This is a genomic window from Micromonospora sp. NPDC049497 (assembly GCF_044465805.1).
Lineage (GTDB): Bacteria > Actinomycetota > Actinomycetes > Mycobacteriales > Micromonosporaceae > Micromonospora.
This window is the reverse complement of sequence record NZ_JBITMC010000002.1, coordinates 58430-71174: the sequence shown is the minus strand read 5'-3', so window position 1 is coordinate 71174 and position 12745 is coordinate 58430. Positions and strand designations below refer to the sequence as shown.

Below are 12745 nucleotides of genomic sequence, written 5' to 3'. Positions count from 1 at the left end.
TCACGCCTCCCTGGGGTGCGGTTGGCCGGCCTGGGCGGCGAGCCGGTCGAGCAGGTCGGTGGCGTCGGCGGGCATGGTCCGGCCGGCGGCGGCGCGCTCGGCGGCGAGGGCGGCGAGCATCCCCGCCAGCTCGCCGTCGGCACGCTCGTCGAGGTCGGCGACCACGGCCAGCGGAACGCCCATGAACACGCACTTGAGCACGGCCTGCCGCCAGGCGGACGGGTCCAGGTGCCGGGCGTACGGGCCGAGGGCCGCGGCGACCAGCCGGGTGTCGTTGGTGCGGATCGCGTCGTGCAGCAGGGGCACGCCGGCCGCGCCGATGGGCAGCAGCGGCAGCGCCCGCAGCACCGCCCGCTTCTCGGCCGCGTCGCCGTGCCGGTAGAGGGTGTCGGCGTACGTGGCGTGGTCGCCGGGCAGCGCGGCCAGCAACAGGACGCGCGCCGCGTCGTCGGCGGTCCAGCCGGGCAGCTCGGGCAGGTCGTCCCGGCCGCAGCGCCGACCGGCGGCGGCGAACGAGCCGGTGACCGTCGCGGGCTCGGCCGTCACCCGGCGCAGGGCCGTGTCCAGCCAGTCGGGATCGGGTACGCCCCGAAGGGCCTCCCGCAGTCGATCCGGTGTCATCGGATTCTCCTCCCTCGTGTGCTGTTCAGTGGGGCGCGGCGGTCCCGTCCTCGGCGTCGGCCGCGTTGGTGGCGTTGGCGGCGTCAGCGGCGCGCAGGAAGTCCAGGGAACGGGCGGCGACGGCGGGGGCGGCGTGCGAGTGCCGGGGCAGCTCCACCGCGACCAGGCCGCGATAGCCGACCTCGCGCAGCGCGCGCAGCACCGGCGGGAAGTCGATCTCGCCGGTGCCGAACTCGAGGTGCTCGTGGACACCCCGCCGCATGTCGTCGATCTGCACGTTCACCAGGTGTCCGGCCACCTCGCGCACGCAGTCGGCCACCGGCCGGGGCTCCAGGCAGCGACAGTGTCCGATGTCGAGGGTGAGGCCGAGACGCGCCGGTGCGCCGAGCGCGGCGTGCAGGCGACGCCAGCCCGCGATGTCCTCGACCAGCATCCCCGGTTCCGGCTCGAAGCCGAGCGTCACGCCGGCCGCGTCGGCGGCGTCGACCACGGTCGCGCAACCGGCCACCAGCCGGTTCCAGGCGACCGCCGGCGGGACCGCCTCGGGGCGTACGCCGGCCCAGAAGGAGACCGCCTCCGCACCGAGGTCGGCGCCCACCCGTACGGCCCGGCGCAGGAAGTCGATCCGCAGGGCCGGGTCGTCGTGCAGCAGCGTCGGGGCGTGCTTGTGCCACGGGTCGAGCAGGTACCGGGCGCCGGTCTCCACCACCACGCCGAGACCGAGCGCGTCCAACCGGCGCGCCACGGCGGCGACCCGCCCGGCCAGCCCGGGGGCGAACGGGTCGAGGTGGTCGTGGTCCAGCGTGAGCGCCACCCCGGCGTAGCCCAGCTCGGCGATGACCGCCAGCGCGTCGTCCAGCCGGTGGTTGGCGAAGCCGTTCGTGCCGTACCCGAACCGCAGCCCACCCGCCGGCGACGACGCGCCGGGCGCGGAGTCGGGCGCGGCGGAACGGGGCTGCGGGACGGTCATGTCGGGGAGACCTTCCGGGCCAGCCGGCGGGCCAGTGGTGCCGCCGCCGCGACCGCCACGCCGAGCAGACCGGCGCCGGCGCGGGCGGTCAGGGCGCCCTGGAGGGCGGGCAGCCCGGTGATCCCGGCGCCGACCGCCGCGCGGACGCGGCCGGCGGACGGATCGACGACCACCCGGGCCTGCGCCGCCCCGTACCGGGCGGCGTACCAGGTGGCCAGCAGGGCCGGCAGGGCGGCGAGGGCCGGACGGTCGCCGGTTCTGGCCGGGCCGGTGGTGGCCGGTGGGCGGCCGGCACCGGCGGCGACGAGGGCGGTGCCGGCCAGGGTGCGCAGCGGCAGCGCCATGTCGGCCCCGTCGACCTCGCGGCGGGACAGCGCCGTGACGGTCCAGGTGTGCGCGGCGACGGTGACCGCCGCCGGAACGGCCCGGGACAGCCGGCCGCCGGTCGCGCCGAGCAGCACGTCCAGCCCCCGGCAGGCGGCCATCACGGCCGGTCCGGCGGCGGTGTTCTTGGCGCGCAGGTCGTACCCCCAGACGGCCGTGGCGAGCGGGACCGCCACCGCCGCCGCCCGCCGGCCCCCGACGGCGGCGGCGAGGCCGACACCGGCGGCGGTGAGCCCGACCGCCAGGCCCAGCGCGACCTCCGGGGCGACCCGGCCGCTGGGGATCGGCCGCTCCGGGCGTTCGACGGCGTCCAGCCGCCGGTCGGCCCAGTCGTTGCCGGCCATGCCGGCCCAGTAGAGCAGCACCGAGGCGGCGGCCAGTCCCGGCGTCCGCCGGTCCAGCGACCCGGCCGCCGCGGCGCCGGCGACGACGTCGCCGGGGACCGAGAGCGCCGCCGGGGCGCGCACCAGCTCGGCGAGATCAGCGAGGGTCGGCACCGGAAACCCCCTCGTGCAGACGACGGGTGTACGCGCACAACCGGTTCCACTGGTCGCCGAGCGAGTGCGTGGGCGCGCCCAGCGGGTCCTTGAAGAAGAATGCCAGGTCCGCCAGCGGGCCGGTGTCGCCGGCGGCGTGCGCGGCGGCGGTGAGCCGGGCCAGGTCCAGCACCAGCGGCGCGGCCAGTGCCGAGTCGCAGCCGTGCCAGGTGAACTCCATGCGCATCCCGGTGCCGAGGAAGCCGGCGAAGGTGATCAGGTCCCAGGCGGTCTTGAAGTCGCCCAGTTCCTCGACGTAGTCGATGCGGGTGCCGCCCTGCGGGACGTACCCGAGGATCTCCTCGAGCACCCGCTGTTTGCTGGCCACCTTGGCCGCGTTGGCGGCCGGGTCGGCGAGGGTGGCGCCGTCGCCGCCGCCGAGCAGGTTGGTCCCCGACCAGGAGCGCACCGCGAGGTGCCGCATCGCGAACATCGGGGCCAGCACCGACTTGACCAGGGTCTCCCCGGTCTTGCCGTCGTGCCCGGCGTACGGCAGGCCCCGCTCGTCGGCGAGCGCCCGCAGGGCGGGCAGGCGCAGCCCGGTGGACGGGGTGAAGTCGACGTACGGGCAGCCGGCCTCGACCGCCGCGTACGCGTAGAGCGAGCTGGTGGGCAGCACCTCGTCCGCACCGGCGAGCGCGGCCCGCAGCGCGGCCGGGTCCGTGTGCGCCGGATGCGGGCCGGCGGCCGGCTCGGTGGCCGAGACGTTGACCACCACCACCCGCGCGAGATCGTGCCGCTCCCGGAACGCGGTCAGGTCCTCGACGGTCGCGGCGGCCCGCTCGGCCTGGGTGCCGACGGTGGGTGCGGGACGTAGCTCCCGCTCGACCTCGGCCAACTCGGTGCCCAGGGCGTCGACCAGCCGAGCCGGCACCACGCCGGCGGCGGCGAGCGACTCGGCGCGCTTGGCGAGCGGTGTCGCGACCACGTCGTGTCCACCGAGGACCAGGTCGGAGAAGGCCGGCAGGGCGGGACCGCGCAGCTCGGGCAGCTCGGTGACGCAGCCGGTCGGGCCGGTGAGGCCGGACCGTAGGGCGAGCGCCCCGACGATGCTGGTGGTCGCGACGGAACCGCGCGCCCCCACCAGCCAGACACCCGTACGCATGGTGCTCCTCTCCGGTCGCGAGGAACCGGCCTTGCATTGATTTACATAGATATCAGAAGCCTGATCCGAAAACTACTCATCTGAGCGGATGGGCCCCGTCCGCCGTCCAACCCCGGGAGAAGCGGTCCGAGCCGGCGTCGAAGTCGGCGGCGACGACGCCGGACCGGTGCCCGGTGCGGTGCGGACGGACGGGGCTGGCAGGCAGGGGCGGTCGGCGTCTCGACCCTGCCTCCCCCGCATCCGGCCGGTCGGGACGGCGGCGTGCGCCCGACCGGACGTCATCAGGAAACGCGGTCCGCCGTGCGGCGGTGAGGTCGGTCGGCGTGGGCGGCGGTAGAGGCTGGTCGGGGCACGATGTCCTCCGGATAGCCGGGGTCGCGGCGGCCCTGCGGCGCGCGGGACGGTGGTGGGTGGTGGTGGTGGTGGTGGGGTTGGTGGCGGCCCTGGCGGGTCGCCGGATGTGGCGGTCCTCCGGTGCGGCCGGGGAATCCCGGTCCGGCCGCACCGGAGACCGTCCTGCTCGTACCATCCGTGCCGTCGGCCCGGCTGGCACGCCCCGTCCGGCGCCGACCTCGTCCCGGCCGCGGGGCGCAACCGCGGCCGGTCCCTCGCCGGTCGGCGTCGGGGGGTGACTCAGGCGGCGACCGTGGCCAGCGCCGGCTCCACCTCGGTCCACGAGGAACCGAGGTCCGCCGAGCGGGTCACCGCGTCCAGCACGAGCTGGACCTGCAACGCGTCGGCGAACGAGGGAGTCGGGTCGGCACCGGTGGCGACCGCCTCGATGAAGTCCCGCATCTCGTGGGTGAAGGAGTGCTCGTACCCGATGATGTGGCCCGGCGGCCACCAGGCCGACATGTACGGGTGCTCGCTCTCGGTCACCAGGATCCGGGTGAAGCCCTGCTCGGCGGTGGGGCGCGTCGCGTCGTGGAACTCCAGCTCGTTGAGGCGCTCCAGGTCGAAGACCACCGAGCCGAGCGACCCGTTGATTTCCACGCGGAGGGCGTTCTTGCGGCCCGTCGCGAACCGGCTCGCCTCGTACGTCGCCAGGGCGCCGCCGTCGAGCCGGGCCACGAAGACCGCGGCGTCGTCGACGGTGACCAGCCCGGTGGCCGGCCGGTGACCGTCCACCGGCCCGGCACCGTCCACCGTGGCGGCCAGTCCGCTCGATCCGGCGGGCAGCGGCCGTTCCTTGACGAAGGTCTCGGTGAGGGCGCTGACCCCGCTGATCCGCTGGCCCGTGACGAACTGGGTCAGGTCGATGATGTGCGCCCCGATGTCGCCGAGCGCACCGGAGCCCGCCTTGTCCCGCTGCAGGCGCCAGACCAGGGGGAACTGCGGATCCACGATCCAGTCCTGCAGGTAGGTCGCCCGGACGTGCCGGATCACCCCGAGCCGTCCGTCGGCGACCAGCTGCCGCATCATCGTGACCGCGGGCACCCGACGGTAGTTGAACCCGCACATCGACCGCACTCCCGAGGCCTGGGCGACGGCCGCCGCGGCGGCCATCTCCCGTGCCTCGGACACAGTGTTGGCCAGCGGCTTCTCGCACAGCACGTGCTTGCCGGCGGCCAACGCGGCCAGGGCGATCTCGGCGTGGCTGTCACCCGGGGTGCAGATGTCGACCACGTCGATGTCGTCGCGGGCGATCAGGTCCCGCCAGTCCGTGGTGTACGCGTCCCAGCCGAGCCGGTCGGCGGCGTCGGCTACCTTCCCGGCGTCCCGGCCGCAGATCAGCGCCATCCGGGCCCGTGCCGGCAGGTCGTACACCCGGTTCACGGTGCGCCATGCCTGCGAGTGCGCGGCGCCCATGAACGCGTAGCCGACCATGCCGACCCGCAGTTGCTTGTCTGTCGTGGACAAGGTGGGTCTCCCCCCGTGTGTCAGAACCCGAGCTTCAGGTAGGTGCTCGCGTTCTCCTTGGTGATCGTCTCGGAGGCGAGGATGATCTCCTTGGGCACCTGGAGCTCCACCAGGTCGGACATGCCCTTGCCCTGTCCGATCAGGCGGGCCAGCGAGATGGCCGAGGAGGCCATCGACGGGCTGTAGGTGACCGTCGCCTTCAGCACGGTGTTGTCGGCCTGGATGTCCTCCATCGCCTTCTTCGAGCCGGCGCCGCCGACCATGAAGAACTCCTTGCGGTTGGCCTGGTTGACCGCCGCGAGGACGCCGATGCCCTGGTCGTCGTCGTGGTTCCAGAGCGCGTCCATCTTCGGCAGGGCCTGGAAGAGACCGGTCGCGGCCTGCTGGCCGGAGTCGGCGGTGAACTCCGCCGGCCGCCGGTTGGCCACCTTGAACCCGGCCTGCGCCAGGGTGTCGGCGAAGCCCTTCGACCGCTCCTGGGTCAGCTCCAGGGAGTCGATGCCGGGGATCTCGCCGATGATCGGGTTGGTGACGTTCTTGGCCTTGAGCTGCGCGATGATGTACGTCGCGGCGGCGACGCCCATGCCGTAGTTGTCGCCCTTGATCTGCAGCCGGTAGGCCTTCGCGTCCGGGAACGCCCGGTCGAGGTTGACCACCGGGATGCCGGCCTGCATCGCCTCCAGGCCGAACGCGTTCAGCTCCTTGCCGTCGTGCGGCAGCAGCACGATCACGTCGGGCTTCTGGGAGATCAGGGTGGACAGGGCCGCCCGCTGGGCCGCCGCGTCCGCGCCGGCCTCGACCGTCTTGAACTCCACGTCGGAGTACGCGGCGGCCTGCGCCTTGGCGTTGTTGGTGATGGCGGCGATCCAGCCGTGGTCGGCGGCCGGGGCGGAGAAGCCGACGACGACGCGCTTGCCGGGCTCGGCGTTGCCGCCCGGGGCGGCCGCCTTGGTCTGCGCCTCGGTCGGCGACTCATCGTTGCTGGTGCAACCGGCGAGCAGTACGCCGGCTCCGACGGCTGCGCCGCCGAAGAGCAGGCGACGGCGTGACAGGTCACGACTGTGCTGGGTCATGACGACCTCCTGGTCTGGCGTGGTGGAGGGGAAAGGGTGTGCGGGGTCCGGCCACCGTCGCGGTGTCGGGTGGCCCAGGTGCGTTGTGGTGTCCGGTGGTCCGGTGGTGCGGTGGTGCGGGTGTTATCGGGTGGTGAGCCGGTTCCGGCCCAGGAACTGGGTGAGGCTGCGGAACTGGACCTGCTGGACCAGGACGGCGGCGACGATGATGCCGCCCTTGACCATGTTCTGGGCCTCGGTGGAGAGGCCGTTGATGGCGAAGAGGTTCGTGATCGTCGAGAAGATGATCACGCCGAGCAGGGAGCCGATGATCGTTCCCCGCCCGCCGCTGAGCAGCGTGCCGCCGATGATCGCGGCGGCGATCGCGTCCAGCTCGTAGAGGTTCGCCATCGCCGCCTGGGCCGAGTTGGCCTGGGCGGTGAGCATGACGGCGGCGATACCGCAGCAGAGGCCGGAGAGCGCGTAGAGCAGCACGGTGTGCCGCTTGACGTTGATGCCGGCCAGCCGGGCCGCCTCCGGGTTGCCGCCGACGGCGACCGTACGCCGGCCGAAGGTGGTGCGGTTGAGCAGCACCCAGCCGGCCACGACCACCGCCGCCAGGATGTAGACCAGCAGCGGGATGCCGAGCAGCGTGTTGCTGGCGATGCCGTTGATGAACTGGTTGTCCGAGACCTGGGTCTGCTTGTCGGAGATCTCCGCCGCCAGGCCACGGGCCGCCACCAGCATCGCCAGCGTCGCGATGAAGGGCACCAGCCGTCCGTACGAGATGAGCACGCCGTTGACCAGGCCGACCGCGAGACCGACGGTGAGCGCCGTGAAGATCATGCCGCCGGCGCCGAAGTTCTGGGTCGCCACCGTTGTGGCCCAGACCCCGGCGAGGGCGACGATCGCGCCGACCGACAGGTCGATGCCGCCGCCGATGATGACGAACGTCATGCCGACGGTGACCACACCCACCACGGACGCCAACTTGAGGATGGTGAGGGTGTTGGCCCACACCCAGTCCGGGTTGGAGTAGAGGTCGGAGCGGGTCGCGGCACCGATCGCGATCAAAATGACCAGCACACCGATCAGGCCGAGGTTGCGCCGGGCGCCCTCGCCGTTGTCGCCGCTCCACCAGGAGAGCCGGCCGCCGGCAGTCGCCTTCTCGCCCGCGGCGGCGGTCTCCGCCGGGTCGACCGGCGGCGACTGTGCCGGCAGTTGTGCCGCGCGCTCCGGCGCTGCGGTGGGAAGTGTGTCGCTCATGCCGGTGCGCCTTCCATCAGGGACCCCGCCATGACGAGGTCGAGCACGGTGTTCTCGTCGAGTTCGCCGGCCGGGGCCTCACGGACCACCCGGCCCTCCCGCATGACCAGCACCCGGTCGGCCAGGCCGAGGACCTCGGGCACCTCGCTGGAGACCAGCAGCACCCCCACGCCACGGGCGGCGAGGGCACGGACGACCTGGTACAACTCGGCGCGGGCGCCGACGTCCACGCCCCGGGTCGGCTCGTCCAGCAGCAGCAGCTTCGTGTCGCCGAGCAGCCAGCGCCCGACCACGACCTTCTGCTGGTTGCCACCGGAGAGGGTGCGCACCGGTCGGCGTACGTCGCGGGGACGCAGGTCGAGGCTTTCCGCGATCCGGTCGGCCTCGGCCCGTTCCCTGCCGGTGTCGGTGAAGCCGGCACGGGCGTACCGGCCGAAGGTGGCCAGGGTGACGTTGCGGTAGATGGGCTCGCCCAGCAGCAGCGCCTGGCTCTTGCGCTCCTCCGGGGCCATGCCCATGCCGGCGCGGACGGCCGCGCCGACGCTGCCGGGACGCAGTGCCCGGCCGCCCATCCGGACCGAGCCGGACTCGGCGCGACGCGCGCCGAAGATGGTCTCCAGCAGCTCGGACCGGCCGGACCCGACGAGCCCGGCGATGCCCACGATCTCGCCGGCCCGGACGTTCAGCGACACGTCGGCGAACTCGCCGGACCGGGTCAGCCCCTCGACCTGGAGCAGCTCGTCCCCGACCGTGTCGGTGGCGGGGCGGTCCGGGAAGACGTACTCGATGGTGCGGCCGGTCATCCGGGAGACCAGGTCGCGGGTCGGGGTGTCGCGGGCCGGGAGGTTCGCCGCGGTGGTCCGGCCGTCCTTGAGGACGGTGACGCGGTCGCCGATCTCGCGGATCTCCTCCATCCGGTGCGAGATGTAGATGACCGCGATGCCCTGGGCGGTCAGCTCCCGGATGATCCGGAAGAGGTTGCCCACCTCGTCGTGGGCGAGCACGGCGCTCGGCTCGTCCATGATGATCAGTCGGGCCTCGTGCGACAGCGCCCGCGCCATGCTGACGACCTGCTTGCCGGCCGCCGGCAGCGAGCGCACCATCCGGCTGGGCGGAATCTCGGCGTGGCCGAGCCGGCCGAGGATCTGCCGCGTACGCCGGGCCATGTGCCCGCGGCGGACGAAGCCGAACCGGCGAGGCTCGTGGCCGAGGAAGGCGTTCTCCGCCACGGAGAGGTCGTCGACCAGGTCGAGCTCCTGGTAGATGGTGGCGATGCCGGCCCGCATCGCGGCCTGCGGGTTGGCGAAGGTGGCCGGCTCACCGCGCCACTCGACGGTCCCGGAGTCCGGACGGTGCACGCCGGCGAGCACCTTGATCAGGGTCGACTTGCCGGCGCCGTTCTGCCCGAGCAGGCAGTGCACCTCGCCGGCACGGACCTCCAACTGCACCCCGTCCAGGGCGCGTACGCCCGGGAAGGTCTTGACCACGTCGGTGAGGCGCAGGACCACCTCGCCCGCGACGGCGTCGGCGGGGGCTTCGACCAACGGAGCATCTGTCACGAGTGTCTCCTCGGATTGCTCGGTCATGACGCCTCCGCGAAGGCCACGTCGCTCGCGAGGACGGCGGCACCGGCGACGCCGGCCCGCGGTCCCAGCTCGGACAGGACGACCGGGAGGTTGCCGGTGGCCAGCGGGAGCGACCGGCGGTAGACCACGCTGCGGATCTCGGCGAGCAGGATGTGACCGAGCTGGGCGAGCCCACCACCGATCACGATCATCGACGGGTTGGTGAAGCTGACCAGCCCGGCCAGCACACCGCCGACCCGCCGGCCCCCGTCGCGGATCAACTGGATGCAGGCGACGTCGCCCTCGACGGCACCCTCGGCCACGTCCACGGCGTTCAGCGTGCCCCGGGCGGTCAGCCGCTCGGCCAGGGCCGGTGACACGCCGCTGCGCGCGGCGGCCAGGGCGTCCTTGGCCAGGGCGGCACCGCTGAACAGGGCCTCCAGGCAGCCGACGTTGCCGCACGAGCACATCGGACCGTGCGAGTCGACCTGGATGTGCCCGATGTCCCCGGCGCAGCCGTCGGTGCCCCGGTAGACCTCGCCGGTGAGGTAGATCCCACACCCTATTCCGGTGCCGATCTTGACGAAGAGGAAGTCGTCGACCGAGTGGGCGACGCCTCCGTGCCGCTCGCCGATGGCCATGATGTTGACGTCGTTGTCGACCACCGCCGGGCAGCCGTGCTCGCGGGTGAGCAGCTCTCGCACGGGGAAGCGGTCCCAGCCCGGCATGATCGGCGGGGAGACCGGGACGCCGTCGCGGAAGCTGACCGGGCCGGGCACACCGATGCCGACCGCATCCAGCCGCTCGTACGCACCGTCCACCTTCGCCTTGTGCAGCAGCTCGTTGACCCGCTGGAGGGTCACCTTCGGGCCGTTGCGGATGTCGGCGGGCTCGGCGTACGCGGCGACCGGTTCCAGCCGGCCGTTGACCACCTCGACGTCGATCGAGCTGGCGCCCAGGTCGACGGCGGCGAAGCGCAGCTGCGGGCTCAGCTCCACCAGGGTGGAGCGCCGGCCGCCCCGGGATGCGGCCAGCCCGGCCTCGGCGACGTAGCCGAGACCGACCAGTCGCTCCAGCTCGGCCAGCAGCCGGGGGCGCGGCATCTGGAGCCGGTCACCAAGTTCGGCGCGGGAGACCGCCCCCTCGTCGCGGAGCAGCCGCAACAGTCGTACGTGCAGGGGGTCGACGGTCCGCACCGGGACTCACCTCTTCATGGGACTCGTTCACATCGACGCAATGCCGATGTGTCGTGTCCGACACAGTAGGAGCCTTCCGTGCCACCTGTCCAGAGCTTCGGCCAATCCGTTCCCAACTTTTGTCCGAACGAACAAAAGCTTCAAGTGGATCAAGAAAAGCATCACGCCGCGCGGGAACGGTGGAGATCGCGGACACGACACTGCCCCGCCGTCCGGGTGGACGACGGGGCAGGAGCCGATCGGGTCTGCCGGGCGGTCAGCGGCGGCCGGCGGCGTTGCGCTTCTTCTTGAGCTTGCGGTCGTCGCGCAGCTCGACGTACGGCTCGTCGTCGGCCGAGTGCCCGGCGGAGATGGCGCGGCTGCGCTCCAACTCGGCGTCGAACTCGGCCCCGAGCAGGATCGCGATGTTGCTCAGCCAGAGCCAGATCAGGAAGATGATCACACCGGCGAGCGCGCCGTAGGTCTTGTTGTACGAGCCGAAGTTGCTGACGTACAGCGCGAACAGGCCGGAGATGACCAGCCAGATCACCACGGCCAGGACGCCGCCGGGGCTGACCCAGCGGAACCCGCCGTGCTTCGCGTTCGGCGAGGCCCAGTAGAGGATGGCGAACATCAGGCTGACCAGGAGCAGCAGCACCGGCCACTTGGCGATGTTCCAGACCGTCACGGCCGTCGAGCCCAGCCCGATCGCGTCCCCCACCGCCTCGGCGAGGCCACCGGTGAAGACCACGATCACCGCGCAGGCCAGCAGCATCACGCCGATCACGGCGGTCACCCCGACGCGGATCGGCAGCGTCTTCCAGATCGGCCGGCCCTCCGGCACGTCGTAGATGGTGTTCGACGCGCGCATGAACGCGGCGATGTAGCCCGAGGCCGACCAGAAGGCTGCCAGCAGACCGAGGATGGCCGCGATGCCGGCGAAGCCGCCGCTCTGCTTCGCCTGGTCGATCGCCCCCTCGATGATGGTGCGGATGTTGCCCTCGGGCACCGTCTGGCTGACCGTGTCCCGCACGCCCTCGGTGGCCTCCGGGCCGAGCAGGCCGAGGATCGAGACCAGCACCAGCAGGCCGGGGAAGATGGAGAGCACCCCGTAGTACGTCAGCGCCGCCGCCCAGTCGGTCAGGCTGTCGTCCTGGAACTCCCGGACCGTGCGGCGCAGCGCCGCCTTCCAGCCGGCGCCCGGCAGCTGGGCGGGGCTGTCCGGCCCCTCGTCCGGTCCGACCGGCCGCTCCCGGTCACGGGCTCCGGCGCCCGCCGCGCCGCTCACTTCACGGTCGCGCCCGTGCGCGGAAGACTCATCGGAGGCCATCGCCCCTCCCTCGTGGTCGGCGGTGTCCCCCTCGACATGCCCCGGCGGAGGCGGTGGTTAACCACCTACTTGTAGAGCAACCTGCCCATCCGGCGCGAAGCGACCAGCAGGCCGAGGCCGAGCACCACCAGCAGGTAGAGCACGTCGAGCACCCACCCCCAGCCGCCGGTGCCGACGGCGATGCCGCGGATCAGGTGCACCGCCCGGTAGAGCGGGGTCACCTCGATCAGCCACCGCAGCACCGTCGGGTACGACTCGGCCGGCACGAACGTCCCGGAGAAGAGGAACAGGGTGAACTGCGCCGACCCCATCAGGTCGAAGTCCTGCCAGCTACGCATGAAGGTGGAGATGGCCATGCCGAGCGCGCCGAAGGCGAAACCGACCAGCACCGCGGCGGGGAAGGCCACCACCGCCCGCGCCACGGTCGTCAGGTCCATCACGACCATCACCGCCAGGAACGCGGCCGAGTACGCGCTGCCCCGCAGCATCGCCCAGGCCAACTCGCCGAGGGCGATCTCGAACGGCTGCACGGGGGTGGCGATCACCCCGTCGTACAGCTTCATGTACTTCAGCTTGCCGAAGAAGTTGAAGGTGGTCTCCGCCAGCGCACCCGTCATCGCCGACGACGCGAGCATCGCCGGGGCGACGAAGGCGGCGTACGTCACCACCTCACCGCCGGGCAGCGGGATGTCGCCGACCAACGCGCCGACCCCGACGCCGATGGAGAGCAGGTAGAGCAGCGGCTCCACGAAGCCGGAGATGAGCAGCAGCCAGTAGACCGACCGCAGCGCGGTGACGTTGCGTTCGGTCACGGAGGCCGAGCGCCGGGACGCCGAGGAGACGTCGACCAGGCGGGGCAGGACGAAACTGACCATGGACAT

General features: G+C 72.7%; 11 protein-coding genes. All 11 read right to left on the bottom strand.

Annotated elements, in window-relative coordinates; translation table 11 throughout:
• The 11 genes from ACIBR0_RS03605 to ACIBR0_RS03555 all read right to left on the bottom strand — a co-directional run bounded on the left by ACIBR0_RS03605 (position 1) and on the right by ACIBR0_RS03555 (position 12739).
• Positions 1-621 (bottom strand): EboA domain-containing protein, encoded by a 621-nt coding sequence (locus ACIBR0_RS03605; protein WP_396712518.1) that lies wholly within the window; start codon positions 619-621, stop codon positions 1-3.
• 25 nt (positions 622-646) lie between these two features.
• The gene (locus tag ACIBR0_RS03600) at positions 647-1591 is read right to left on the bottom strand and encodes a sugar phosphate isomerase/epimerase family protein (RefSeq protein ID WP_396712517.1); all 945 of its coding nucleotides are present in this window, start codon (positions 1589-1591) and stop codon (positions 647-649) included.
• The gene (locus tag ACIBR0_RS03595; protein ID WP_396712516.1) at positions 1588-2472 is read right to left on the bottom strand and encodes an SCO3242 family prenyltransferase; all 885 of its coding nucleotides are present in this window, start codon (positions 2470-2472) and stop codon (positions 1588-1590) included. Before ACIBR0_RS03595 ends, ACIBR0_RS03600 begins: the two co-directional genes overlap by 4 nt.
• Positions 2456-3616 carry an inositol-3-phosphate synthase gene (locus ACIBR0_RS03590; RefSeq protein ID WP_396712515.1) on the bottom strand — a complete coding sequence of 387 codons (1161 nt, stop codon included), beginning with the start codon at positions 3614-3616 and terminating at the stop codon, positions 2456-2458. Before ACIBR0_RS03590 ends, ACIBR0_RS03595 begins: the two co-directional genes overlap by 17 nt.
• Before the next feature lie 633 nt (positions 3617-4249).
• The gene (locus ACIBR0_RS03585; protein WP_396712826.1) at positions 4250-5443 is read right to left on the bottom strand and encodes a Gfo/Idh/MocA family protein; all 1194 of its coding nucleotides are present in this window, start codon (positions 5441-5443) and stop codon (positions 4250-4252) included.
• 53 nt (positions 5444-5496) lie between these two features.
• Complete coding sequence (locus ACIBR0_RS03580; RefSeq protein ID WP_396712514.1) at positions 5497-6549, bottom strand: substrate-binding domain-containing protein; 1053 nt, start codon at positions 6547-6549, stop codon at positions 5497-5499.
• 123 nt (positions 6550-6672) lie between these two features.
• The gene (locus tag ACIBR0_RS03575) at positions 6673-7794 is read right to left on the bottom strand and encodes an ABC transporter permease (protein ID WP_396712513.1); all 1122 of its coding nucleotides are present in this window, start codon (positions 7792-7794) and stop codon (positions 6673-6675) included.
• Complete coding sequence (locus ACIBR0_RS03570) at positions 7791-9380, bottom strand: sugar ABC transporter ATP-binding protein (protein WP_396712512.1); 1590 nt, start codon at positions 9378-9380, stop codon at positions 7791-7793. The genes ACIBR0_RS03575 and ACIBR0_RS03570 overlap by 4 nt, the downstream gene beginning before the upstream one ends.
• Positions 9377-10555 carry an ROK family protein gene (locus ACIBR0_RS03565; protein WP_357030780.1) on the bottom strand — a complete coding sequence of 393 codons (1179 nt, stop codon included), beginning with the start codon at positions 10553-10555 and terminating at the stop codon, positions 9377-9379. Before ACIBR0_RS03565 ends, ACIBR0_RS03570 begins: the two co-directional genes overlap by 4 nt.
• A 256-nt stretch (positions 10556-10811) precedes the next feature.
• Positions 10812-11864: a YihY/virulence factor BrkB family protein gene (locus tag ACIBR0_RS03560; RefSeq protein WP_396712511.1), complete on the bottom strand. Its 1053-nt coding sequence runs from the start codon at positions 11862-11864 to the stop codon at positions 10812-10814.
• Positions 11865-11929: 65 nt separating this feature from the next.
• Positions 11930-12739 (bottom strand): ABC transporter permease, encoded by an 810-nt coding sequence (locus ACIBR0_RS03555; RefSeq protein WP_396712510.1) that lies wholly within the window; start codon positions 12737-12739, stop codon positions 11930-11932.
• Positions 12740-12745 lie beyond the last annotated feature (6 nt).

What these genes read in the sequence shown, in the direction of transcription:
- ACIBR0_RS03605 (WP_396712518.1), bottom strand. Translation starts at nt 621, where the DNA reads ATGACACCGGATCGACTGCGGGAGGCCCTTCGGGGCGTACCCGATCCC.
- ACIBR0_RS03600 (WP_396712517.1), bottom strand. Translation starts at nt 1,591, where the DNA reads ATGACCGTCCCGCAGCCCCGTTCCGCCGCGCCCGACTCCGCGCCCGGC.
- ACIBR0_RS03590 (WP_396712515.1), bottom strand. Translation starts at nt 3,616, where the DNA reads ATGCGTACGGGTGTCTGGCTGGTGGGGGCGCGCGGTTCCGTCGCGACC.
- ACIBR0_RS03585 (WP_396712826.1), bottom strand. Translation starts at nt 5,443, where the DNA reads ATGGTCGGCTACGCGTTCATGGGCGCCGCGCACTCGCAGGCATGGCGC.
- ACIBR0_RS03580 (WP_396712514.1), bottom strand. Translation starts at nt 6,549, where the DNA reads ATGACCCAGCACAGTCGTGACCTGTCACGCCGTCGCCTGCTCTTCGGC.
- ACIBR0_RS03575 (WP_396712513.1), bottom strand. Translation starts at nt 7,794, where the DNA reads ATGAGCGACACACTTCCCACCGCAGCGCCGGAGCGCGCGGCACAACTG.
- ACIBR0_RS03570 (WP_396712512.1), bottom strand. Translation starts at nt 9,380, where the DNA reads ATGACCGAGCAATCCGAGGAGACACTCGTGACAGATGCTCCGTTGGTC.
- ACIBR0_RS03560 (WP_396712511.1), bottom strand. Translation starts at nt 11,864, where the DNA reads ATGGCCTCCGATGAGTCTTCCGCGCACGGGCGCGACCGTGAAGTGAGC.
- ACIBR0_RS03555 (WP_396712510.1), bottom strand. Translation starts at nt 12,739, where the DNA reads ATGGTCAGTTTCGTCCTGCCCCGCCTGGTCGACGTCTCCTCGGCGTCC.